At 36.0% G+C, this 25,197-nt stretch carries 24 protein-coding genes; 19 read left to right on the top strand and 5 right to left on the bottom strand.

The window, feature by feature from the left end:
• Nucleotides 1–198: 198 nt before the first annotated feature.
• The 4 genes from MHH73_RS12965 (at nucleotide 199) to MHH73_RS12950 (ending at nucleotide 4,013) form a co-directional block, all read left to right on the top strand.
• Nucleotides 199–702, top strand: coding sequence for a hypothetical protein (locus MHH73_RS12965; RefSeq protein WP_341067313.1), 504 nt, complete (start codon nucleotides 199–201; stop codon nucleotides 700–702).
• A 309-nt stretch (nucleotides 703–1,011) separates the two neighbouring features.
• On the top strand, nucleotides 1,012–1,611 hold the full coding sequence (gene cdaS / locus MHH73_RS12960; RefSeq protein WP_341067310.1) for a sporulation-specific diadenylate cyclase CdaS: 600 nt from the start codon (nucleotides 1,012–1,014) through the stop codon (nucleotides 1,609–1,611).
• Nucleotides 1,612–1,682: 71 nt separating this feature from the next.
• The gene (locus MHH73_RS12955; protein ID WP_191817270.1) at nucleotides 1,683–3,275 is read left to right on the top strand and encodes a catalase; all 1,593 of its coding nucleotides are present in this window, start codon (nucleotides 1,683–1,685) and stop codon (nucleotides 3,273–3,275) included.
• Between the two features lie 78 nt (nucleotides 3,276–3,353).
• Nucleotides 3,354–4,013 carry an SOS response-associated peptidase gene (locus MHH73_RS12950; RefSeq protein ID WP_191817269.1) on the top strand — a complete coding sequence of 220 codons (660 nt, stop codon included), beginning with the start codon at nucleotides 3,354–3,356 and terminating at the stop codon, nucleotides 4,011–4,013.
• A gap of 37 nt (nucleotides 4,014–4,050) precedes the next feature.
• On the opposite strand, the gene MHH73_RS12945 is transcribed toward MHH73_RS12950, so the two are convergent.
• From MHH73_RS12945 to MHH73_RS12930, 4 genes are all read right to left on the bottom strand, one after another.
• On the bottom strand, nucleotides 4,051–4,332 hold the full coding sequence (locus MHH73_RS12945) for a HesB/IscA family protein (protein WP_191817268.1): 282 nt from the start codon (nucleotides 4,330–4,332) through the stop codon (nucleotides 4,051–4,053).
• A gap of 1 nt (nucleotide 4,333) precedes the next feature.
• A complete protein-coding gene (locus MHH73_RS12940) occupies nucleotides 4,334–4,531 on the bottom strand; it encodes a hypothetical protein (protein WP_191817267.1) in 198 nt (65 codons plus the stop codon).
• A gap of 281 nt (nucleotides 4,532–4,812) precedes the next feature.
• On the bottom strand, nucleotides 4,813–4,950 hold the full coding sequence (locus MHH73_RS12935; protein WP_180316959.1) for a hypothetical protein: 138 nt from the start codon (nucleotides 4,948–4,950) through the stop codon (nucleotides 4,813–4,815).
• 26 nt (nucleotides 4,951–4,976) lie between these two features.
• The gene (locus MHH73_RS12930; protein WP_191817266.1) at nucleotides 4,977–5,123 is read right to left on the bottom strand and encodes a Fur-regulated basic protein FbpA; all 147 of its coding nucleotides are present in this window, start codon (nucleotides 5,121–5,123) and stop codon (nucleotides 4,977–4,979) included.
• Nucleotides 5,124–5,305: 182 nt separating this feature from the next.
• Here MHH73_RS12930 and MHH73_RS12925 point away from each other — a divergent pair, with 182 nt between their 5' ends.
• The 8 genes from MHH73_RS12925 to MHH73_RS12890 all read left to right on the top strand — a co-directional run bounded on the left by MHH73_RS12925 (nucleotide 5,306) and on the right by MHH73_RS12890 (nucleotide 11,990).
• A complete protein-coding gene (locus MHH73_RS12925; protein WP_191817265.1) occupies nucleotides 5,306–5,644 on the top strand; it encodes a MerR family transcriptional regulator in 339 nt (112 codons plus the stop codon).
• A 311-nt stretch (nucleotides 5,645–5,955) separates the two neighbouring features.
• Complete coding sequence (locus MHH73_RS12920) at nucleotides 5,956–6,714, top strand: threonine/serine exporter family protein (RefSeq protein ID WP_191817264.1); 759 nt, start codon at nucleotides 5,956–5,958, stop codon at nucleotides 6,712–6,714.
• A 28-nt stretch (nucleotides 6,715–6,742) separates the two neighbouring features.
• A complete protein-coding gene (locus MHH73_RS12915) occupies nucleotides 6,743–7,192 on the top strand; it encodes a threonine/serine exporter family protein (protein WP_191817286.1) in 450 nt (149 codons plus the stop codon).
• A gap of 112 nt (nucleotides 7,193–7,304) precedes the next feature.
• Nucleotides 7,305–8,402 (top strand): glycoside hydrolase family 3 protein, encoded by a 1,098-nt coding sequence (locus tag MHH73_RS12910; protein WP_341067301.1) that lies wholly within the window; start codon nucleotides 7,305–7,307, stop codon nucleotides 8,400–8,402.
• 78 nt (nucleotides 8,403–8,480) lie between these two features.
• Nucleotides 8,481–8,864 carry a glycoside hydrolase family 3 C-terminal domain-containing protein gene (locus tag MHH73_RS12905; RefSeq protein ID WP_341067297.1) on the top strand — a complete coding sequence of 128 codons (384 nt, stop codon included), beginning with the start codon at nucleotides 8,481–8,483 and terminating at the stop codon, nucleotides 8,862–8,864.
• A 73-nt stretch (nucleotides 8,865–8,937) separates the two neighbouring features.
• Nucleotides 8,938–10,650, top strand: coding sequence for an ABC transporter ATP-binding protein (locus tag MHH73_RS12900; protein WP_341067294.1), 1,713 nt, complete (start codon nucleotides 8,938–8,940; stop codon nucleotides 10,648–10,650).
• A gap of 136 nt (nucleotides 10,651–10,786) precedes the next feature.
• Nucleotides 10,787–11,659, top strand: coding sequence for a carbon-nitrogen hydrolase family protein (locus MHH73_RS12895; RefSeq protein ID WP_191817261.1), 873 nt, complete (start codon nucleotides 10,787–10,789; stop codon nucleotides 11,657–11,659).
• Between the two features lie 130 nt (nucleotides 11,660–11,789).
• Nucleotides 11,790–11,990, top strand: coding sequence for a hypothetical protein (locus MHH73_RS12890; RefSeq protein ID WP_191817260.1), 201 nt, complete (start codon nucleotides 11,790–11,792; stop codon nucleotides 11,988–11,990).
• A gap of 134 nt (nucleotides 11,991–12,124) precedes the next feature.
• On the opposite strand, the gene MHH73_RS12885 is transcribed toward MHH73_RS12890, so the two are convergent.
• Nucleotides 12,125–12,601, bottom strand: a complete 477-nt coding sequence (locus MHH73_RS12885) for a hypothetical protein (RefSeq protein ID WP_191817259.1) — start codon at nucleotides 12,599–12,601, stop codon at nucleotides 12,125–12,127.
• Between the two features lie 159 nt (nucleotides 12,602–12,760).
• Between MHH73_RS12885 and MHH73_RS12880 the strand changes: the two genes are divergently transcribed.
• The 7 genes from MHH73_RS12880 to MHH73_RS12850 all read left to right on the top strand — a co-directional run bounded on the left by MHH73_RS12880 (nucleotide 12,761) and on the right by MHH73_RS12850 (nucleotide 25,159).
• Nucleotides 12,761–15,856: an SNF2 helicase associated domain-containing protein gene (locus MHH73_RS12880; RefSeq protein WP_191817258.1), complete on the top strand. Its 3,096-nt coding sequence runs from the start codon at nucleotides 12,761–12,763 to the stop codon at nucleotides 15,854–15,856.
• Between the two features lie 592 nt (nucleotides 15,857–16,448).
• Complete coding sequence (locus MHH73_RS12875) at nucleotides 16,449–17,720, top strand: C40 family peptidase (protein ID WP_341067288.1); 1,272 nt, start codon at nucleotides 16,449–16,451, stop codon at nucleotides 17,718–17,720.
• Nucleotides 17,721–18,009: 289 nt separating this feature from the next.
• Nucleotides 18,010–18,690, top strand: coding sequence for a FadR/GntR family transcriptional regulator (locus tag MHH73_RS12870; RefSeq protein ID WP_341067285.1), 681 nt, complete (start codon nucleotides 18,010–18,012; stop codon nucleotides 18,688–18,690).
• 67 nt (nucleotides 18,691–18,757) lie between these two features.
• Nucleotides 18,758–20,077 carry an FAD-binding oxidoreductase gene (locus MHH73_RS12865; protein WP_225230627.1) on the top strand — a complete coding sequence of 440 codons (1,320 nt, stop codon included), beginning with the start codon at nucleotides 18,758–18,760 and terminating at the stop codon, nucleotides 20,075–20,077.
• Entirely contained in the window at nucleotides 20,078–21,418 is a 1,341-nt protein-coding gene (locus tag MHH73_RS12860) for a (Fe-S)-binding protein (RefSeq protein ID WP_191814503.1), read from the top strand.
• Nucleotides 21,415–22,872: an FAD-linked oxidase C-terminal domain-containing protein gene (locus MHH73_RS12855; RefSeq protein WP_341067279.1), complete on the top strand. Its 1,458-nt coding sequence runs from the start codon at nucleotides 21,415–21,417 to the stop codon at nucleotides 22,870–22,872. Before MHH73_RS12860 ends, MHH73_RS12855 begins: the two co-directional genes overlap by 4 nt.
• Nucleotides 22,873–22,981: 109 nt before the next feature.
• Nucleotides 22,982–25,159: a malate synthase G gene (locus tag MHH73_RS12850; RefSeq protein WP_341067276.1), complete on the top strand. Its 2,178-nt coding sequence runs from the start codon at nucleotides 22,982–22,984 to the stop codon at nucleotides 25,157–25,159.
• The last annotated feature ends 38 nt before the right edge of the window (nucleotides 25,160–25,197 follow it).

Raw genomic sequence — 25,197 nt, 5'->3', positions numbered from 1 at the left:
AAAGCGCTCTTTGTTATACAATACAATCCTTTTTGCTCATATCTATTCAATTTTTTCAAGACTGGTATTCATTTGAAAACCTGGTTAAAATAAAATAATCAGTGAGTAGAGATATTGGTATGAGTTTTCCTAACCAAAAATATATGTCGAATGATACGTCTGCCATCTGAAATTTTTATTTTTTCGGAGGGTAACAATATGTATAGGGAAGATAGACTGCCTCAAAGTCCAAAAGAAGGCATAATATTTATGTTGATTATTTCGATTATTTCTGTCAACACTATCGCACCGATAATTATGGGGATGGAATTCGGTTTCAGTAAGGAAAATTACTTGAAAACATTAAAGATTATTCCGGTTATGTGGATAATCGTCATTATATTAATAAGATTTGTTGCGGGACCTTTAGTTGGTAAAGTGATGCCAATATTTGTAGGAGAAACAGATGGGTTTAATGCCAGAGTTTTATTAAATACTCTTTTAAATGTTACAATCTTATCTATTCTTCTTACAATTATCGGAACATGGGTTGGTACGAAACAAATAAGCCTTGAACCATTTCAGCATTTTTTTCATAGTTGGTTCAGGAACTTTGGTGTAGCATTTTGGATTGAATTGTTAATTGCCCAGCCTATTGCAAGATTTGCAATGAAAAAAATACATGCAAAACAAGCACGTAAAACAGAGGCTGTAAATTTTTAATAAGTATTAAACATAGTCATAGCCGATAGGTTTTTATAACCTATCGGCTATTAGTTTACTAATGATTTAGCCCGTTCTAATTTTCATTCAACTCATCTTCCACTTCTCCAACAAACCTCCCCGTAATAAAGGATTATATACTCTCAAAATAGTGAGCCAACTTTTCCTTTTCATAGACTAACGATCCTTTTAATTTAACAATCGCCTCTTTTTTGTCTAAAACTAACAACAAAAAATAAACATAATTAATGGTCGATCAATCAAAATATATAATAAGTAGAAAAAATACTCCCATGAAAGGAGAAAAAAATGCAATATGGCCTGGAACACTACCAGAACACACTTGAAAAATATATCAAAGAGATTGAAGTTCAACTTACTCATTTATCAAATATTAATATTGGCGTTGATTGTTGCATTTTAACAGAATTCGAACAGCTTCAACAAACTGTGTCTGATGCTCATAATTTAACTGCGATTTATTATTTGCAACATTATTTAGCACCGTTTACAAACCATTTTTCTAGCATATCATTGGCGGGACAAACATTATCGAACAAAGGTCACGGTGGTTTAATCATTATAGAGCGCGAAGTGGATGTCACACCATTTATCCATAATGGCATTCAAATCGATGCAAAAGTGAGTCAAGCTTTAATAGAAACCATTTTTTATCCTGGTGGCCCTGTACATGATGGAGGAACCTTAATTCGTGGGGATATGATCAAATCAGCTGGTAATATTCTTCCTTTAACCAATATGGAAGTGAATGGACGCGTTCTGGGTACGCGACATCGGGCAGCGATTGGTTTATCAGAACTAACGGATGCCGTTATCTTAGTGGTATCAGAAGAGTCTGGTCGTATATCTTTTGCTTATCAAGGAGAGTTATTTGTTGTTCGTCCATAAAATTATACATAGAAAAAGTCTAACTTGGACATATTACTGAAGGAAAGATATGTAAAAGGAGGTTTTTTCTTATGAATAATGATGAAAATGAAAAATTAGAACAAGAAGAAACATTGACCAATCGTCAAGGACATCCAGTTACGAATAACCAAAACATACGAACAGTGAGTAACAGAGGACCAGCAACCTTAGAAAATTATGATTTTATTGAAAAGATAAGTCATTTCGATCGTGAGCGTATTCCAGAAAGGGTAGTGCATGCAAGAGGCGCTGGCGCCCACGGTTATTTTGAAGCGACAGGAATGGCTGGGGACGAACCGATATCAAAATATACAAGAGCGAAACTTTTCCAAGAAAAAGGGAAGAAGACGCCAGTGTTTGTTCGCTTTTCATCTGTAATCCATGGTGGACATTCACCGGAAACACTACGGGATCCAAGAGGGTTTGCAACAAAGTTTTACACCGAAGAAGGGAATTGGGATTTGGTAGGGAATAATTTAAAAGTATTTTTTATTCGAGATGCAATGAAGTTTCCTGATATGGTCCATGCATTTAAGCCAGACCCATTAACAAATATTCAAGACTCGGAGAGGTTTTTTGACTTTTGTTCTAACTCACCTGAAAGTTTTCATATGGTCACATTTCTCTATTCTCCTTGGGGCATACCTGCAAACTATCGCCAAATGCAAGGTTCGGGTGTGAATACATATAAATGGGTTAACCAAGATGGAGAAGCGGTACTTGTAAAATATCATTGGGAACCGAAGCAAGGAATTAAAAACTTAACCCAAGAGGAAGCTGAAAAGATTCAAGCGAAAAATTTTAATCATGCTACACAAGACTTATATGATGAAATAGAAAAAGGTAATTATCCTGAATGGGACTTCTTTGTGCAAATCATGAGTGATGATGCGCATCCAGAATTAGATTTTGACCCATTAGATGATACTAAATTATGGCCGGAGGATCAATTTCCATGGCTTCATATTGGTAAGATGGTGTTAAATAAGAATCCGGAAGATTACTTTAATGAAGTCGAACAAGCTGCTTTCGGTACAGGGGTACTCGTCGATGGACTTGATTTTTCTGATGATAAAATGTTGCAAGGTCGAACATTTTCTTATTCAGATACGCAAAGATATCGCGTCGGATCTAACTATCTACAATTACCTATTAATAAGCCGAAAACAAATCAAGCGACAAATCAGCGCGGTGGGCAGATGTCGTACTATGTGGATAAAGGAACTGGACAAAATCCACATATTAACTACGAACCGTCCAGCTTAGGGGGGTTAAAAGAATCAGAGCAATCCGGTAAAGAACATACACCAAAAGTCAGTGGGGAGCTCGTTCGGGAATCAATTGATCGTGATGATAATACAAAACAGGCTGGTCATACATTCCGTGAATTTGAAGACTGGGAAAAAGATGAATTGATCAAAAACTTAGTTAATGATCTCTCCATATGTGCTAAGGTGATACAAGATAAAATGATTTCATTAGCCGAATCAGCGGATGATGAATATGGCAAGAGGTTGAGAGAAGGTTTAGCGAATGCTCGGAAAGAAACAGGCATGCATAAAGGTCGTCCACTTGGTGATAAAGATGGCGATGATGCACCTGGTCATGCTGAGCAGATGGGACATGATGCCGATCGTTATTAATGAAAGGAGGGCTGATGCCCTTCTTTTTATTTTATTGAAGTAAAAAGTTCACGTTCTAAAAGGAAAGGGGTTGGTATGATGTGCGGTCGATTTACTTTATCAGAAGAAGTATTCATTCTTCAAAAAACATTTGAATTTTACTATCATGAGGTAGCGGATTTACCAAGGTATAATATTGCACCAGGGCAAAAAGTTTTAGCTATAATAGAGGAACAAGGAGAGAAAGTTGGGAGGAAAATGACATGGGGGTTCATACCACCGTGGTCAAAAGCAAAGCATAATAGTACTTCCTTCATTAATGCCCGTGCAGAATCAGTGGATGTGAAACCTAGCTTTAAGCACTCTTTTCGTACCAGTCGCTGTTTAGTCTTAGCAGATGGTTTTTACGAATGGAAGAAAATAGAAGGTCATAAAAGCCAGCCTTTTCATTTCACTTTGCTTGACAAAAGGCCCTTTGCGATGGCGGGAATCTGGAGCGAATATAGACAAGGGGATGAGCTTTTTACATCATGTTGTATTTTAACCACAGCAGCAAATGAGATCATGTCGTCTGTTCATCATCGGATGCCGGTTATGTTGACAGGAGATGCAGGGGATAAGTGGATATATAGCAATGATACACTTCAGTTAAAATCATTATGCAAACCTTTTGGCAGTGATGAAATGCAAATGGTTAAAGTATCAGAATTGGTGAATTCTGTTCATAATGATTATCCGGAATTACTGAATAGTTTATAATCAAAAAAATTGTTCAAGAGCAGCTTCTTGAACAATTTTAAAATGGTTGTACGAGCGGATGTGGGTGCCGAATAAAGAATCCACCATCGCTATAATCAATCATTGTGTCTTGTAGATAAGGTAAATCTGAAGGGTGATAAATAACTTGAACGGTATCATATGTAAAAATAGCATCTTGTGCTGTGATCGTATCGGTTAGAGTAAGATCATATTTCCGTTGGTTACAACAAGGGGTCATAATTCGGAAGCGAATCATTACTTTGTCTTGACCGCTCCATTCTAAGAGTGCCTGAATAGCCTCTTTGGTAATTGTAAACAAGTTACTCAACTCCTGTTTTTTTCGCTCTGAATTTTATATACTTTTCTTTTAAATGAGACCATCGTTTGCTTCGTATTGCTTTTTCATCATTTTCACGGGTTTTATAAAGAAGTGAACGATTGACTACATAATATAAAACTTCTTCTATGATAATTAATCCTACTAAAATACTAAAGGCAATAAGTAACCAAATGGGCATTGATAACCCTCCTTTTAGTGGGAATATTAATCAGCATGAGGAAATTCTGACATGATTTCAATATTCATTTTATCATATTTCTCGTACAACATGGTTGCCCTAAAACAGAATGCTCAGGATAAATAAAAAAAGAAACGAGCTAATTCCGCTATTACTAGGAATGGCGTTCGTTTCATCAATATAGGAATAGGTTCAATCTTTATATATGAATTGGAGTAATATAACCAACGTTATCCACAATCTCGACATAATCAGTTAGAGAATTTAACAAATATCCTGATTTAACTGTTTTGTACAAGACGAAGAAGTTTATGTGCATCATCTCCTGTAAGAGCCGCATAATACTCCCATATCTCGTCTCTTAATAAGTCGAGTTCAATAATTTTTTTTGCTAATTGAACTGCTTCTTCATTTTCCATTTGTTAAATCCCCCAATGAATTTTGATTATTTAATCGATAAATGTTTTTTTGATAATCCTTCAAGTTCAGACAGTGTTAAGCTTTGAAGCTTCTGATCTTGCAAACCATATTCTTGTAATAACTTAATTAAGTAATTTCGCTTCTTTTCCACCGCTTTACGTAAATATTGCATTTTTTTCTGCTCCTTTAAATTGATGATGATGTCATTCTAAAACGTTTGTTGTAAAAAATCATCTGAATTGTAAGAAAATCTAACGTGATTTATTTCATGTTATTTTTTTTAACATAACTAGTGAAATTTTTTAACAATTCTGTATAATAGAAATAAAACCTTTAAAAATAGGTGGTCTGCAGATGGAAAATGAATGGTCATATAAGGAAAGAAAAGTCATTTCAATTGGCGCTGTTAGTGAACTTACTGGATTAAGCGAAAGGCAAATTAGATACTATGAAGAACGGAAATTGATATTTCCTTCAAGGTCTGATCGTGGTAATCGCAAATACTCTTTTTCGGATGTAGAAAGGTTAATAGATATTGCAAATAAACGAGAAGAAGGTGTAAGAACAGATGAAATACGCATGGAATATAAGAAAGAAAAGGTGAAAGAAGATCGCGAAACAAGAAAGAAAATGATACAAGGACAGCTCAATGCAAGGTTTATGGGGCAGAATAATGGAAAGAGATTTAGTTAAAATTGCATGTAATAGAATGTGACAGGGTTCTTTAAAATAGGATGACGAATATAGTCGCCTTTTTAAAGCCCTTTTTTCGTTATATCGTAAGTTTCAGCACGATGCCGATAATGGTATTCTGTTATATATATGACATAAATACATATTCTATAAGTTATGAATGTCCCTTCACATAACTTGAGAAGGGATATAATTAAATAATTCTGTATTTCTTCTCAATACTTCCTTATTTTAACGAATTCGTATACGATAGTTAAGCGTAATTATGGACCTTCAGAATAAGATATTGACAGACATGGAGGGATTTTTCTTTGAGTAAAAATAATGAAAATGTATTTGAAGTAATTGAGCTCTGTTTATTAGCAGGTAAAATTATGCTGCAATCTGGAGCAGAAACATATCGTGTAGAAGATACGATGACGAGAATAGCTGAGGCATTAGGGATTCCTAATTCACATAGTTATGTTACTCCTACTGGAATTGTTTTTTCGACAGATGACACAAACCCAGCGAAATTAATCAGAATCTCGGAACGTTCTACTGATCTATATAAGGTAACATTAGTAAATAGTGTATCTAGAAAAGTAAGTAATGGCGAACTGACAAGACAAGAAGCATATGAAAAGTTAATGGAAATTGAACAGGCAAATTATACATTCCCTATTTATCAACAGGTACTTGCAGCAGCGATCGCTAGTGCTTGTTTTATGATTATGTTTTTAGGCCAGTGGGATGATTTTTTTCCTGCCTTTATTGCTGGTGGTGTTGGTTTCCTTTCTTTTATTTTTTTACAGAGAGTAGTACAAATTCGCTTCTTTTCTGAATTTCTTGCCTCTCTAATTATTGGTGTGATCTCCATGCTGTTTGTGAAAGTCGGTTTAGGTGAGCAACTGGATACAATTATTATTGGTTCAGTCATGCCTCTTGTACCTGGATTACTGATTACGAATGCAGTAAGAGATTTAATGGCGGGACATCTTGTTTCAGGTTTATCTAAGGGAGCAGAAGCGTTTTTAACGGCATTTGCTATAGGTGCTGGGGTTGCTGTTGTCTTTGCAACAATGAGTTAAATGAAAGAGAGGTGCGAAATGCATGACAATGGTTATTACACATTTGTTTACAAGTTTTATTGCGGCTGCATCGTTCGGTGTCATTTTTAATGCGCCCAGAAAATCATTGCTTCGTTGTGGTTTTGTTGGAATGGTTGGCTGGATCATCTACATCATTCTTGTGAACAATCATTATGACGCGATCCCTGCTTCGTTAATTTCTGCTGTGTTCATTTCAGCGATTAGTCACATTTTCGCAAAAATCTATCGTACACCTATTATCATCTTTAGTGTTGCGGGAATAATTCCATTGGTACCAGGTGGTATTTCCTACGATGCAATGAGACATTTTGTATTAAATGATTATAATATGGCCATCCAATTGGCTGCAAAGGCATTTATGATATCTGGTGCGATTGCGGTGGGACTAGTGATTGCAGAAGTGTTTTTTCAATTGTTTATGAAAGCAAAACATAAATTAATATCAAAAAACACATAATAGAGAAGAGGTGCGGATAGCGCCTCTTTTCTATTATTTAATGAAATGATGTGAAAGCTAGATGAGACGTTTCTTATTATGTATTTGTTTCATGTTTCTATTGCAGGATGGTTTGGGAGTTCAAGCTTTAACTATCGAAAAAGCGAACGTTACCCAGCAACTCCATCAAATGAGTTTAGAAGAAAAGATAGGGCAGATGTTGATGGTCGATTTAAATCAAACAGTCGGGAGCGGACAAATAGGTGTGAATGATTCAATCATTCGTGAAATAGAGCAACTCCAACCTGGCGGGATCATTTTTTTTAAGGAAAATATTCAATCGATAGAACAAACAAAGCGTTTTACAACAGAGTTACAGCACCTCAATCGTGGCATTCCTTTCTTTATAAGTGTGGACCAAGAAGGTGGAGAAATTGTGAATCGCCTCCCATTCTTAACAGAGATGCCCGGGAATATGGCTTTAGGAGCTAGTGGTGATCTTGGACTTACAAAACGTGTTGCCTCTGTATTAGGGGAGGAGTTGGATTCATTAGGTTTTAATATGAACTTCGCACCAGTAGTTGATTTGAATAGTAATCCATTAAATCCCATTGTAGGTGTCCGCTCTTTTGGGGAAAATCCGTACTTAGGTGCAAAGATGAGCGCTGCTTTTATGAAAGGGCTCCATGAAGAAGGAATAGTGGCTGTAGCAAAGCATTTTCCAGGTCATGGTGATGTAACAGTTGATTCTCATAAAGGGCTCCCCACTGTGTCTAAGTCTATCGAGCAATTAAAGAAAAATGAGCTCATTCCTTTTCAATTTTTAATAGACAATGGCCTACAGTCCATTATGACTGCTCATATTGCTTATCCGAATATTGAGAAGTCACTTTATCCAGCATCGCTATCTCAAGCAATAACAACGAATCTGCTTCGCGAACATCTCGGGTTTAATGGGGTAGTGATAACAGACGCCCTAAATATGCAAGCGGTTGCTAGCTCTTTTACAGCAGCGGATGCCGCTATTTCTGCTGTTAAGGCTGGTGCAGATATATTATTAATGCCAAGCGAAGCACGAACTGTTAAGCAGGCGCTGATAAATGCCGTCAAAACGGAGGTTATTAGTGAGAAACGAATTGATTTATCTGTTCTAAGGATTCTAAACTTGAAAGCACAACTAATTAAAGAACATAACACGAATGATGTCATCCGTTCTGAAGAACATCTTTAGGTAGAAAAAGAAGCGGCTGAAAAAGGGATTACAATTATAAAACGAGATGAGACACTTCCGATTCGAAAGGGTGAGAAAGTGGCATTTATAGATGATGGTAGTAATCATCAATCGAACAAACGGTTAACTGAATTATTAGTTAAATCAGGAATCACCGTTACAACCGAAGAAGAGGCAGAACGATTAATTTATATTTTACATCATAAAAAAGACGCGTTATTGAAGAACAACTTACAAAAGGGAGAGAAGTCAGTATTAGTGATTTCGACAACAGCTCCTTATCACTATGAACAATGGGATTTTGTACAAGGCTTTATTTCTACATTTAGTCAATCGAGAGCGAGTATACAGGCAGTAAGTGATTATCTTACAGGGGAATTGTTAGCAACAGGATGTCTACCAGTTTCCATACACGATTCAACAGGAAAAGTGGTTGAAACGAATAAACAGTGGTGTAAATAAAGTCAAAAGGTATTGTAACTTTTATCTTCGAAGCATATAATCCAAGATATATTTTGAATGTTAGGAGAATAGCATGTTTAGAAGATTTTTCACTTATTATTTACCCCATAAAAGACTATTTATTATTGATTTTAGTTGCGCCATTATCGTTGCTCTACTAGAATTAGCTTTTCCATTAGCTGTTAGTTGGTTTGTCGATGAATTACTACCAACAAACAATTGGTCAATGATTGTTGCGGTTAGTGCTGGTTTGTTTGCTCTTTATTTTACGAGTACTGGGCTACAGTTTGTTGTTAACTACTGGGGACATAAACTGGGTATTAATATTGAAACAGATATGAGACAGCAATTATTTACACATGTGCAGAGGCAATCTTTTCGTTTCTTTGATAATACGAAAACCGGTCATATTATGAGCCGGACAACCAATGACTTAATGGATATTGGTGAGTTAGCCCATCATGGACCAGAAGATCTTTTTATTGCAGTGATGACTTTTGTCGGTGCTTTTTGGATCATGTTAACCATTAATGTGAAGCTTGCACTAGTAGCAATATTTATTGTACCGTTCCTTGTATGGCTTATCGCATATTGTAATATTTCTATGAATAAAGCATGGAGAAGAATGTATACTGAAATTGCCGAAGTGAATGGTAGAGTGGAAGATAGTGTTTCTGGTGCCCGTGTTGTTCAGTCTTTTACAAATGAAGCTTTTGAAATTGAAAGATTTACAAAAGATAATAGAAGGTTTCGTTCGGCTAAGCTTCGAGGTTATAAAGTGATGGGGATCACATTATCAGGCGTCTATTTCCTCACGAGAGTATTAATTCTGTCTGTTTTAGTTTTTGGTGCTTGGTTAGCGTTCAATAATCAGTTAGCACCAGGAGAGTTGGTCGCCTTTGTATTATATGCCAATCTTCTATTAAAGCCGATTGATAAAATTAGTGCGTTAATGGAACTTTATCCAAAAGGAATGGCGGGGTTCAAGCGTTTCATAGAAATGATGGATCAAGACCCAGATATAAATGATAAGCCTGATGCAATAGAAGTTGATTCATTACAAGGGAATATTACTTTTCACGATGTCACATTCGGGTACAGTGATAATCAAAAAGTTATACAAGATTTGAACTTTCATATTCAATCTGGACAAACGGTTGCCTTTGTTGGACCTTCAGGCGCTGGAAAGTCTACGATTTGTTCATTAATTCCAAGATTTTATGATGTCGATAAAGGAGCCATCACGATTGATGGTATCAACATTCAAGATATGACAAAAAACGCTTTAAGAAAGCAAATTGGTATCGTGCAACAAGATGTCTTTTTGTTTACAGGCACCATTAAAGAGAATATTGCTTATGGCAAGTTAGATGCAACGGAAGAGGAAATCATATTAGCAGCAAGCAAAGCTCATCTAACTCAATGGATTGATACATTACCTGATGGATTTGATACACAAATTGGTGAGAGAGGGTTGAAACTTTCTGGTGGGCAAAAGCAACGTCTAGCCATTGCAAGAATGTTTTTGAAAAATCCACCGATTTTAATCTTAGATGAAGCCACTTCAGCACTTGATACGGAAACTGAAAAACTCATTCAGTCGGCCCTAACCGAGTTATCTAGAGACCGCACGACACTTGTTATAGCTCATAGATTTGCCACGATTAAAAATGCCGATAAAATCATGGTCGTTACTGAAAATGGTATAACGGAAGAGGGAACTGAAGAAGAGTTACTCGCTCTTGGAGGAATATTTGCGAACTTACATCATGTACAGTACCAATAATTAAAGGTTGTCAAATTGATGATTATTTATCATAATAAAAGGTAAGAAATTTAAAGAATGACTTGTTTACCCGGTAGAAAGAATGCGGTTTTCTTTCTCTGGGTTTTATTATGCCCAAAAGATAAGGAGGATGACAATGAAGATGAGAGTTTCTAGTGTGCAGTATCATTTGCATACGATTCGTTCGTTTGAGGATTTTGCTCGTCAGTGTAAGCATTATATTCTTACTGCAAAAGAGTTTGATTCTGAGTTTGTATTGTTTCCGGAATTTTTTACTACTCAATTATTATCAATTGGTAGTGAAACCGGTGAGAGTTTATCGATTGCAGAATTACCAGGTTTTACGAAACAATATCAATCCCTGTTTTCTCAATTAGCTATTGAAACAAATATGCATATTATTGCAGGTACTCACGTAATCAGGCGTAATAATCGGCTCTATAATATGGCGCATCTTTTTTTCCCGGATGGACGGATAGAAGAACAAGCAAAGCTTCATTTGACACCGACTGAAATATATGAGTGGGGTATTACAGAAGGTGAGGACCTAAAAGTTTTCGATACCGAAAAAGGTAGGATTGCGATTCTTACATGTTATGATATAGAATTTCCTGAGATAGTCCGCATGGCAGTCGCGAAAGGAGCAGATATTATTTTTTGCCCTTCATGTACAGATGACCGTCATGGTTTTCACCGCGTCAGATACACTTCTCACGCAAGAGCAATCGAAAACCAAATCTATGTCGTTGGTGCTGGGACAGTGGGATCACTGCCTACAGTTGAATTTATGCGTGCAAATTTTGGGCAAGCAGCTATCATAACACCAAACGATATCCCATTTCCTCCGCAAGGTGTTTTAGCTGAGGGTGAATTAAATAATGATATGATTATTACAGCTGATATCGATCCTCATTTATTGTATGAAGTTAGAAAAAAAGGATCTGTAACAACTTGGCGTGACCGGAGAACAGACTTATATTATGATTGGGAAAAGGCAAGATTGGATTAATGAACATGTCATGAGTTTTCTCCTAAGAACAGTGGAAGATGTGTCGGTACTTAGAGGAGAGACCTGTGATAAACAAAAGAGTTAAACTTCAGCAACAGATAAAAATATGGTTTCGATAGGTGGTGATGTGGTGAAAAAATATCCTGGCTTTCTTCTAATATTTATAGGTATTGTATTACTCTATTTTTCCTTTAAACTAGATGTTTCGCCAATCGTTGCAATACTATTATTACTTTCAAGTCTAATAGCAAATATCGCAGGTACAGTTGTATTAGTAAAGCTAATTATTACTATTCAAAGGAAAGCAGCCGAGTTGAATAAAGAAGAATGATTAGAACGGTCGCTCTTAAGGCGAGCGCTTAATAAATATAAATGATTGTCAAAGGAAAGAAAAAGTCAGTCCCGTATATGAGTGATAACGAGACTGACTTTTTCTTTTTATCTACCGCCTTTAGGTTAGCTCTACTATTCAATCACCAACTTTTTTTCTGTGCCGTCAGCAAATATACGGTATTCTTCAATTTTCTCCTCATCGTTTACATAATAGAGTGCTGCACTTCTAATATTTTTGTTATGATCAAAATCAAAGTATATAATGGCCTCTAATTGATTATTTTTTAAAGCTTCCATGTCAACGAGCTGATAATCAGCATCTAATGCATAATGTTCATCCTGTTTAAAATCATAGCGAAAAGTGGGTAAGCCATACATATCATCTTTCATTTTTTGATCAGGCTGACCAAACTGATCGATTACGTCTTGTTCTGTCAGGTTGCTATGTAATTTCTCTTTTAATGTCGAAACGGTATTTGTTGATTCTTGACTCGTTTTATTTTCAATGATAGTATCCTTTGCTGCAACTGGTTCCCCACTTGGAACAGCAGTTAAGTTTAGAAAAAGGACGAATGGTAGGACGGATAAGGAAAGGATAAATTTAAACATTTAATCTCCTCCGTTTGTATTTTTTGTTTCTACTATTCATATATCCTTTTATACACTTTCAAAACATTCATTTAGCAATGAATAGAAAGTTTTTGCTATACAATCTTTATGTATAGGTTTGTTATAATAGAAGCACATTTGAATAAAGGAGCATGATTTGTGGAATTGAACCTCACTGACAAAATGATTATTGAAAGATGTGGAGCTGTTTCTTTTAAGCGTGGTAAAGCTTTTTTTTCTGCAGGGAAAGTCAACTTTATAACAATAGAAGAAAACAAAATCTATGCAGTTGTTGAAAGCGGAGAACACTTCAATGTGGAAATAGAATGGACAAATGGTGAGATACAGTCAAAGTGTAGTTGCCCTCAACTCTCTTCTTATCGTAAAGAATGTCAGCATTTAGCGGCCGTTTATATTGCCTGTCAAAAAAAGAACAGAGTGAGAGCGGACTCAGATGCGAATCAACTATTCTCCTTATTTGCAAAAGAGATGCCGGAAATAAATGAACAAGCCCATTTTGAGTATAGAAAAAAATTAGAAATCCATATACAATGCCGTATGGTGCAATGGAAGAATGAAACAAGGCTAGCGCTATCATTTATCTATCAAGATCTACCTATATCCTCTCCTCTCGATTGGTTCCGTTCTTTTAGGCAAGGAAGGGTATATAAAGAAAGTAATGGACTTCTTTTGGATGCTAGTGCACATTATGTAGCTGAGCCAATCGCTAATATTATCCAACTATTAGAGAATGCAGAAAGAAAGCAAGAATGGTTATTCATTCCTTCATTAACATGGGAAAAAGTAATGGAAAACATTATTCAGTTAGGAAATAGTCACTTTATAGAAGAGAACAAACAGTTACAAACGATGAGATTATCAGAGCAACCTTTACCCATCACTTTTGAACTCTCTTTTAACGAAGCTGAAAATACGGCTGTCTTGTCTTACAATCAAAGTGATTCTTTTCAGCTTTTACCTTATTATCAAGTTGTATATAAAGAGGGGTGCTTTTATCGTTGGCCCAAACAAGACTTTAGACGCTTAACTGAATTGTTAAAGATGATGCAAAAGGATGGGAAATTGCGGATTGCGAATGAACAAATCTCATTTTTCTTACATAAAGTAGTGCCTGGGTTAAAGAAGCTAGCGACGATAACAATAGCTGATACGATTAAAAAGCAATATATGCAAGCACCCCTTGTGGCAAAGCTTTATTTAGATCGCTTAAATCATAAATTATTAGCAAGTTTGGAGTTTCATTACGGCAAATTAAGTTTTAATCCCTTAGATGAAGAAAAAGCTAAAAAGGTTCTATTTAGAAATATAGAAGAAGAGGAGCAAATCCTCTCTTTAATGGAACAGGCCTCTTTTACAAAAACGGATGAAGGATATTATATTCAAAATGAAGAATTAGAATATCATTTTTTAATGCATATTTTACCTGATTTACAAAAGCTTGTACGTACATATACGACTAAAGCCATAAAGATGAGGGTTGATAAAGGTAAAACGCGCCCAATCATTCGAGTGAAAATGAAAAAAGAGCGCATGAATTGGTTACAATTTAAATTTGATATTGAAGGGATTCCTGAGCAAGAAATTAAAGAAATCCTAAACGCAATTGAACATAAACGGAAATACTATCGCCTCAAGAACGGGGCATTATTATCTTTAGAAACTGAAGATTATCAACAAATTAAGGCTTTTTTAAACGAAGTACCTCTGCAAGCTGAAAATTGGAGTGAGGCAACACTTGCTCGGGGTTTACAGCTTATTGCAAAAACGAAGGAAGAAACGATTGCCTTCGAAGCATCTATAAGAAATTTCCTTCAAGAATTTAAAAACCTTAATAAAGATGACTATCCTCTACCAGGGCATTTTTCGTCAATATTAAGGCCCTATCAAATAGAAGGTTATCAGTGGATGAGAAAGCTGGCAGAAAACCAATTTGGTGGAATTTTAGCAGACGATATGGGGCTTGGGAAAACGGTACAAGCGATTACTTTCATCTATTCTTATATAGATGAAATAAGACATAAACAGTCACCTGCTCTTATTGTATGTCCCTCAGCCGTACTCTACAATTGGTTACAAGAATGGATGAAGTTTGTACCGGATATGAATGTAGTGATATTAGATGGCAAACAGAGCGAAAGACAATTATTACGTAAAGATATTCATGTAGCAGATGTAGTTATTACATCATATACGTTATTAAGAAAAGACATTCAATGGTTGAAAAATGAACGTTTTCATACGATTATCTTTGATGAAGCACAAAGTTTTAAAAATCCACTAACTGAAACGCATAAATCTGTAAAACAATTATCATCACAATATAAATTTGCGTTAACAGGTACGCCGATTGAAAATGCAATTGAAGACTTATGGTCTGTCTTTCATATTATCTTCCCAGATTTATTTCTCGGCTTACAACAATTTAGTGAACTAAATAATGCTGCGATTGCTCGAATCATTCAACCTTTTGTATTGCGAAGAATGAAAACAGAGGTATTGGAAGAGCTTCCTGTTAAGGAAGAAAAAATCGAAAGAATAGATTTATATAAAGAACAACAAAAAATTTATTTAGCGTATTTAGCCAAATTAAAAGAAGATACATTAAAGCATTTAGATAAACGGACGTTAAGGAAAAATCGTATACGAATTTTAGCAGGACTAACGAGGTTAAGACAGTTATGTTGTCACCCGGTATTATTTGTAGAAGACTATCATGGCCGCTCAGCTAAACTAGATCAATTATTGACTTTATTACAAGAAGCAAAACAGGCGAATCGCCGTGTGCTCATATTCTCTCAATTCACTAGCATGCTTGAAATTATCAGTAGTGAACTCTCCTTTCAAGGGGAAGAATTCTTTTATTTAGATGGTCATACTACCGCAAAAGAAAGAGTAGAAATGTGCGAACAGTTCAATAGTGGGGAAAAGAATCTTTTCCTATTATCATTAAAAGCTGGTGGCACTGGTTTGAATTTAACAGGTGCAGACACTGTTATTTTATATGACACATGGTGGAATCCAGCAGTTGAAAGCCAAGCAGCGGACCGGGCCTACCGCATCGGTCAAAAAAAAGATGTCGTTGTCGTGAAATTAATCGCTAAAGGTACGATTGAGGAAAGAATGGAAGAAATGCAGTATCGCAAAAAAGATTTAATTCATACGATCATTGACAGAGAAACAGAAGACTTTCTTACGGAAGAAGATCTATTACATCTTTTAGATATAAGAGACTAATGGGTCTCTTTTTTTGTTTCTGTTATATTGCTTAGGTGCTAAAAGGCAAGTAATCTTCCTAGTTCATTTAATTACTGTTGTTTTGTAATACAAATATTTCATTTTTGGATAAAAGAATGAAAGTCTACCAACTTTAAATTTGTTCATCTAGTCCACCAACAATTGACTCACAATCTTTACTCACCTATTTAACGTATTCTGTACTATAGGGGTTAATCATTGAAATAATGAAGTTAGTATGTTTTCATGGAGACTGTATTAAATAATTGAAAAAAACTAGATTTTTACAGATCATGAAGTAGCCCTCCTCTTTATTAGGCCAAAGAGATTAGGAGAAAGGTGCAAAAAAATACAAGTTTTTAGGAAAAAGTTTCAGTTTGTAATAAAAAAATGATGAAATATGTCGGATTAGTAATATATTTGTAACATTGCTATTACCTGAATGTCAAAAAGGGATGATATAATGCATTTTGTACTAGATAATATACCGACATATAAAAGTGAACTATAGTAAAAAAAACATAGAAAAATAGACAAAATAGATAAAACATACATAAAAAAGGAAAAATGTTAAAAAGGCAGGGGAAAATGAGTGAAGAAAAAGATTATCGCATTAAACACAACAATTATGTTAGGCCTTGGAGCCTTCGCACTTCCAGCAGTGAACGCAGAATCTCTGGATGACATTAAAAAAGAACGCTCTGATGTCAAATCTGATCTTTCGAAAGCAGAAAAAGAACTTGCAACTGTATTAACTGAATTAAATGGTCTAGAAGAGAAAATTGCAAAAGTAGACAAAGCAGTAGCCGATAACGAGAAAATCGTTAAAGAAACAGAAAAAGAAATTGAAGAAGCGAAAGCAAAAGTAAAAAAACTTGAAGAAGAAATTAAAGTCATTCAAGAAAGAATTGACAAGAGAAGTGAAATCTTAAAAGAGCGTGCAGTGGCTATCCAAAATAGCGGTGGCTCTAACGTTAACTATATTGAAGTTCTTCTAGGTTCAACTAGCTTCAGTGATTTTGTTGATCGCGTTGGTGCGATTTCTAAAATTGTCGATGCAGACGAAGAATTATTAATTCAACATGATAAAGATAAAAAAGAAGTAGAAGAAAAGAAAGCAACAGTAGATAAAGAGTTAACTTCACTAAATGAAAAAATGACTGATCTTGAAGGTATGCGCGAGCAACTAAAAGAACAGGAAGCACAAAATAATAAATTAAAAGCTGAATTAAAAGAAAAAGAAGAAGTTGCAGCTGAAAAAAAATCCAAGCTACAAGCTAAAGATGTTGACTTAGCATCAATGCAAGCTGAAATTGAAAGTAGTATGGCTAGACAAGCTCCTGTAGAAGCAAGTGTTACAAATAATGAATCAGCTTCAACTACAAATGCTACTAGCTCTAATAGTAGTTCTAATAGTAGTTCTAAATCTAAGTCTTCAGAAAAATCATCTTCTGCACCAGCATCTACAACTGTTGGTAGTGGTATGCAAGCAGTCATTTCAGCAGGTAATAAATATATCGGAAATTCAGTTTATGTATTTGGTGGCGGTCGCTCAGCATCTGATATCGCTGCAGGACGTTTTGATTGTTCAGGATTCGTACATTGGGCGTTTGCTCAAGGTGGCTATAGTGTAGGTTCTAGTACGGATGCATTGAAAAATCAAGGTACGCCAGTTCCAGCAAGCCAAATGCAACCTGGGGATATGGTATTCTTTAATACTTATAAAACAGATGGTCATGTTGGTATTTATATCGGTGGCGGTAAATTCATCGGTTCACAAAGCAGCACAGGTGTAGCTATTGCTGACATGTCAAGTGGTTATTGGGCTAAAGCATTTAACGGCCGTGTGAATCGCATCAACTAATCTATCATTTAAATTTTTGAAAGAGCGTCTTATTACGAATGTAATGAGGCGCTTATTTATTTATACCCAGTTCTGTACCAATCTTAAACACGGATAATATACATCCTGCTAATTTTAGTTGAATTCTCTAAATGTAGGATTGTTCAAAGCAAAATTGTAGAATGGCTTAGTCACTTTCTTTAACTAAAAAATTATCAGTTTATTCTAAAAATAGTTGCAATTATTCTTATCAGGTGTTTTAATAAAATTAACTTATCTGATATGTGATATATAACAGGATGTGGTGATTTTGGCAATTGAAAAGATTGAGACGAAGAAAGTCTCACATATAATTGAAGAGAAGTTAGAGGAAATGATTCTCGAAGGTCAATATCGAATAGGTGAAAAACTTCCATCAGTCCGCATGCTTTGTGAGTCTTTTGGTGTCGGGCGTTCCGCGATTCGAGATGCAATTACTGCTTTGAAAGGGAAGGGACTAGTTGAGGTAAAGCAAGGAGAAGGTACTTATGTGAAAGCGTTTGATGTTCATACATTGCTGGGAAGTAAGTATTGGAATTTGTATGAAAAGGATATAAGAGAACTCTTTCAAGCACGTAAGATTGTCGAGGTAGGGTTAGCGGAATTAGCAGCCAATCACAGATCAGAAAAGGATGTAGAAGATTTACATTATATACTTACAACCAAAAAGGGGTGGGAATCAGATTTCTTATTTCACCAAAAGCTTGCTTGTATTGGAGGCAACACAGTATTACTGCAATTTATAGACTTAATTTCAGCACCATTAAAGCAAACGCTAGTAAAGTTCCATCAATATATACAGAACAATAAAGAAAAAGTTTCAATCATTGAAGCCCAACATATGAGCATTTTCCAAGCAATTAAAGAACGAAAGAGCAAAAAAGCTTCAGAAGAAATGCTTATGCATTTGTCCACAGTGGAAGAAATGTTACAAGAAACATCTAGTATGTAGTTAAAATTTTTCGCTATTTAAGAAACGATGTTTTGTAATAGCGAACAAAAAGGAGGTAAGGAAATTGATGAATGATGTTCTTTCTATAGCGGAGTATTTAACAACTAATAAACTAGAGTATGAAATGACTGAACCTGATTTGTTTGGTAACAGCGGACAATACACCGTATATCCGACATCTGAAGAAGAGTTAAGTGCACTTTTCGCTTTTGTTCATATGCATCAATTCACAGTCAATATCCAAGGTACTGGATCTAAAAGGGGTTATGGGGGATTAATCGATCAAGCTGATTTACTTATTTCTATGGAAAAGTTTACGGGGATTGTTGAACATCATAGTGGAGATATGACTTTAACAGTGAAAGCAGGAACAAAACTTGAGGATGTGCAACGTTATTTAGAGGCTTTTAATCAAAAGCTAGCATTAGATCCCTTTATGCCCTACGTAAGTACAATTGGTGGTGTGATAGGAAGTAATGATAGTGGACCGAAGAGACTAAATTATGGTTCAGCAAGAGATGCAGTCATTGGATTAAGAGTAGTCTACCCAGATGGTAAGGTGATTCGAACGGGTGGTAAGGTAGTCAAAAATGTAGCTGGCTATGACATGAATAAGTTATTTATTTCTTCCATGGGGACACTTGGAGTAATAACTGAAGTGACTGTTAAATTGCGTCCGCTGGCAAAGAGTACAGCTACTTGCATCATATCTTTTCAAGGTGAAGATAGGAATAAGATTTATTCTTTTACTAGAAAATTATTAAATAATAGTATTGAACCAATTAGTTGTGAGTTACTTGATCCTGTTGTTTCATATGAAATTAGCGGCATAAATAAACTTTCCTTACTTGTAAGCTTTGAAGATGTCGAAAAATCAGTGGACTATCAAATCAAGTATATTCAAAGCTTAGTAGAAGAAGAAATGAAACTGACTGTTCTTAGAAATAACGAGGAAAAACAGTTATGGGATCGACTTTATCAACTGCCTTTTGATAAGGGGCCAGAACATGATAAAGATGAAAAACTCTTTGCTGTTGCTAAAATAGGGACAATTAATCTAAACGTCATAGATATTCTTCTAAAAGTAATGGAGATTAGAAAAAAAGACAACATTGATATATATACGCATGGAGGAGTAGGTCATGGCTTGATGCAGCTTTATATTAAAGGGAAAGAGAGAGAAATGATTGAAACGCTTACAAAAATAAGAAACATAACAAATGAAAATGGTGGTTATTGTATTGTTAAACATTTACCGTTAGCACAAAGATTAGTTTTTGATACATGGGGAGAGACGAAAGGTGCTCAGTATTTACTAGAAGGAATTAAAACGAAGGTCGATCCAAAAAAAATCTTAAACCGTAAGCGTTATGTAGGAGGGATATAGGTGGCGGTCTCACAACAAAAATTAAAGCAACCAGCTTGTAAAGACGGAGTGAGTAATTATTTATGGAGTGATGCGCCTGATGAAACGAAATGGGCAGACTGTGTGCATTGTGGCATGTGTTTAGAATCTTGTCCAACCTATGAGCAAACAGGTCAAGAACAGCATTCGCCAAGGGGGAGAGTTTATTTAATCAAGTCAGTGGCAGAAGGGAAATTAACGGTAAATGAAGAATTTATGGACCCTGTATTTGCTTGTTTAGATTGTCGAGCTTGTACAACAGCATGTCCGGCTGATGTAGATGTCGGTGGGTTAATTGAAGAAGCACGGGGACAGGTAAGGCAAGCGATCCCTCTAAAAGGCTGGAAAAAGTCTGTGAACAAGTTATTTTTACATGGAATATTTCCACATGAAAATCGTCTGCAAACATTAGGTGGACTGCTGAAGTTTTACCAAAAAAGCGGGATGCAAACATTGGTAAGAAAAACGAAGCTCATTCAAATCATGCCTAAACATTTAGTCGATATGGAAGCAGTCATGCCTAATATTCATTCATCAGTAAAGAAAAAACATCGTAATGGGTCAGTAATTAAAGCAAAAAAAGAAAGTAAACGTGAAGTGGCGATGTTAACGGGTTGTGTAATGGATGTTATGTTTAGTGATGTCAATGAATCTACTATAAACGTGTTAACACATAATGGTAATGATGTTCATATTCCGCAAAATCAAACCTGTTGTGGGGCATTACATGTTCATGCAGGTGATAGAGATATGGGAAGAAAACTAGCCAAACAAAATATTCTTGCCTTTGAGAACGATGAGACGGTTATTGTCAATGCAGCAGGATGTGGTTGTATGATGAAGGAATATGGTGAATTATTTAAGGATGAACCTGAGTGGCGAGAAAAAGCTGAAGCATTAGCAGATAAAGTGGAGGATATTTCGAAGTTTCTTTATGATACTGGTTATGAAAAGCCAACAGCTTCCTTGAATAAAAGAATTACTTATCACGATGCCTGCCATCTTGCTCATGGTCAAGGAGTTAGAGAGGAACCACGAGATTTGTTATTAAATATTCCGGGGGTAGAGATGGTCCATATGCCGAATGCGGATCGATGTTGTGGGAGTGCTGGTATTTATAATATTACTAATCCAGAAATGGCAGGAGCAGTATTAGAAAGTAAAATGGAAAATGTACCAGATGATGTCGAGATGATTTCGATGGGGAACCCTGGATGTATGTTGCAAATGGCGATTGGTGTGAAAAAACATGGCCGCAGTCAAAAGATTGTTCATACCGTTCAATTATTAGATTGGGCTTATCAAAAGGAGAGTAGAGGATGAAGAAAAAGAAATTAAAAACAAACGATCGCCATATTCATGGGCTCTCTCAATTGTTAAATGATAAACAAGCGATTCTTTATCATAAAGAAGATTTGATCAGTTATGATTGTGATGGATTTACGATTCATAAATCATTACCGAGAGCGGTTGTTTTTCCTCATTCAACGGAAGAAGTGGCACGTATCGTCAAGTATTGTCATGATCATGCCTTACCTTTTTTAGCTAGAGGTGCGGGCACAGGGTTGAGTGGTGGAGCAATTCCACTTAATAATGAGGTCATTATTAGCCTAGTTAAAATGAAAAGATTAATTGATATTGACCTTGATAATAGAAGAGCAGTTGTCGAGCCTGGTTATGTGAATTTGAAACTGACAAATCAAATTATTGAACGTGGTTATTACTATGCACCAGATCCATCAAGTCAATATTGCTGTACAATTGGTGGGAATGTGGCTGAGAATGCTGGAGGTGCCCATTGTTTAAAATACGGTGTGACAACAAACCACATCTTAGGGTTAGAATTGGTCCTACCCACTGGAGAAATTGTTGAAATTGGTAAAAACGGTGTTTTAGATGAACCTGGTTATGACCTGTTAGGCCTTATTACAGGTTCAGAGGGTACTTTAGGTATTGTAACAAAAATCATCGTCAGAATACTGAAAAACCCAGAAGGAAAACAAACCGTGTTAGCCTATTTTGATGATATTGAAGACGGCAGTCAAGCTGTATCGGATATCATTTCTGCAGGAATTGTTCCGGCAGCCCTTGAAATGATGGATAAGACAGCTATTGAAGGAGTGGAAGCAGCGTCATTCCCTGTTGGCCATCCGAAAGATATTGCAGCTGTTTTATTGATAGAGGTAGATGGGATTGCAGCGGGAATTGATGACCAAATTGAACAAATTTTATCGGTTTGTCGTAATCGTAATGTGAGAGAGGTAAGAGCAGCTAAGAATGAACAAGAACGGGCAGCATGGTGGGCTAATAGAAAAACAGGATTTGGCGCAATGGGGGCTATATCACCTGATTATCTTGTTCAAGATGGCGTCATTCCTCGTAGTAAATTACCTGAAGTTCTTAGAAGAATCAATAAGATTAGTGAAGAATATGGTTTACGAATTGCAAACATATTTCATGCTGGGGATGGCAATTTACACCCGCTTGTTTTATTTGATGCGAGAATTCCTGGTGAAACAGAGAAAGCGCTGGCAGCTGGAAGTGCTTGTCTAAAAGTGTGTGCAGATGTTGGTGGGACAATTACAGGTGAACATGGAGTAGGTATTGAAAAGAGAGAAGAAATGCGCTTCGTTTTCACTGATGAGGAAATTGCAGCACAAACGGATATTCGCTCAGTGTTTAATACAGATAATCTTTTAAATGCTGGCAAGCTATTTCCGTCTCCAAGTAGATGTGCAGAAGTGAAAAAAGAAATGAAAGAGAAAATTATTGGCTAAACAATCGTAAGAATAATCTAAAAATCGTTGAAACGATCATACAATCATGGTATATTTTTTTTAGAATAATAGAAACAGTGTTTTGTAATAACAAACAAGGAGGATTATTATGACGCAATATGTAGAAAAAGGCAGTCTAAAAATCGCTGAGGAATTATTTCGTTTTATTGAAAAAGAGGCATTACCAGGGGCAGAAGTGAACTCAGAGCAATTTTGGCAAGGTTTCGAAAAATTAATTACCGATTTAACTCCGAAGAATAAACAGTTATTACAAAAAAGAGAAGACATACAAACAAAGATTAATGAATGGCATACAACAAGAAAATCATTTGATTCTAAACAGTATAAACAGTTTTTAGAAGAGATAGGCTATTTGCTCCCTGAAGCTGACGATTTCGAAATTACTACTCAAAATATTGACGATGAAATAGCCATTCAAGCAGGACCGCAATTAGTTGTTCCAATTAATAATGGGCGTTATGCAATTAATGCAGCCAATGCGAGATGGGGTAGTTTATATGATGCATTATATGGCACAGATGCAATTAGTACCGAAGATGGGGCAACGAGAGAAGGTGCATACAACCCTATTCGCGGAGAGAAAGTAATCGCTTTTAGTAGGAACTTTTTAGATGAAGTGATGCCGTTACAAAATGGCAGTCATAAAGATGCAATCGCTTATACAGTTGAAGATAGTGAACTAGTCATTACATTGAATAGTGGGAGAAAAGAATCTCTCCGTAATAAAGCATTATTTATCGGTTATTGTGGAACAAAAACAGAACCAACAGCCCTTCTATTGAAAAATAATCAACTTCATTTTGAAATTCAGATTGATCGTCAACACCCAATTGGAAAAACCGATGACGCAGGAATTAAAGATATTTTATTAGAAGCTGCAGTTACTACGATTATGGATTGTGAAGATTCAGTTGCAGCAGTTGATGCTGAGGATAAAGTACTGGTATATCGTAATTGGTTAGGGTTAATGAAAGGAGATTTAACTTCTACATTTAAAAAAGGAGACCGAGCGATCACAAGGGCTATGAATGATGATCGTGAATATTTGGCACCTAATGGGGAGACCTTTTCGCTTAATGGACGCTCACTTATGTTTGTCAGAAATGTTGGCCACTTAATGACAAATGAAGCGATATTAACTGAGAATGGTGAGGAAATTCAAGAAGGAATTTTAGATAGTGTGATTACTTCACTAGCAGCAAAACATACATTGCTTGGAAATGGAAAATATCAAAATAGTAAAAAGAATGCTATCTATATCGTTAAACCAAAAATGCATGGTCCAGAAGAAGTGGCTTTTGCCAATGAGCTTTTTAATCGAACAGAAGATTTATTGGGACTTGATCGTTATACATTGAAGATAGGTGTAATGGATGAAGAAAGAAGAACTTCTTTAAATTTAAAATCTTGTATTAAAGAAGTAAAAGAAAGGGTTGTATTTATTAATACAGGATTCTTAGATCGTACCGGAGATGAAATGCATACCTCAATGGAAATGGGCGCAATGATTCGAAAAAATGATATGAAGTCAACAAAATGGCTGCAAGCATATGAAACGTCTAATGTGTTAACAGGGCTTTCTACCGGTTTCAAAGGGAAGGCGCAAATAGGTAAAGGCATGTGGGCGATGCCTGATTTAATGGCAGCCATGCTCGAACAAAAGGTGGCACACCCTAAAGCTGGTGCAAATACAGCATGGGTTCCTTCACCGACTGCTGCTACGCTTCATGCTCTTCATTATCATCAAGTAGACGTAGCTGATGTACAGCAATCGTTAACAGTGAAAAAGGCTGATCTAAGAGACGAAATACTCGAAATACCAGTGGCACAGGATACAAATTGGACAGAAGAAGAAATCCAAGCAGAGTTGGATAATAATGCACAAGGGATATTAGGGTATGTCGTTAGATGGGTTGATCAAGGCATCGGTTGCTCGAAAGTTCCAGATATTAATAATATTGATTTAATGGAAGACCGAGCGACTTTAAGAATTTCGAGCCAACATATGGCGAATTGGTTGCATCATGGGATTGTTTCAAAGGACCAAGTAATGACTACTTTAAAAAGAATGGCGAAAGTAGTGGATGAACAAAATGCGGGTGATCCATTGTATTATCCGATGGCACCGAACTTTGAGGAGTCTGTTGCTTTTCAAGCTGCATGTGAACTAGTTTTTGAAGGAGTTAGACAACCAAGTGGCTATACTGAACCGATTTTACACCGTCGTAGAATTGAGGCAAAAGCGAAGTTCGCTGTAAAACAGTAAAAAATAATGAATAAAAGAGTGGTTCGGTTGCGGCCGCT

The sequence above is a fragment of the Cytobacillus sp. FSL K6-0265 genome, from assembly GCF_038003465.1.
GTDB classification, from domain to species: Bacteria; Bacillota; Bacilli; order Bacillales; family Cytobacillaceae; genus Cytobacillus; species Cytobacillus stercorigallinarum.
Note: the sequence above shows the minus strand (reverse complement) of the source record. Positions and strands in the feature narration are given on the sequence as shown.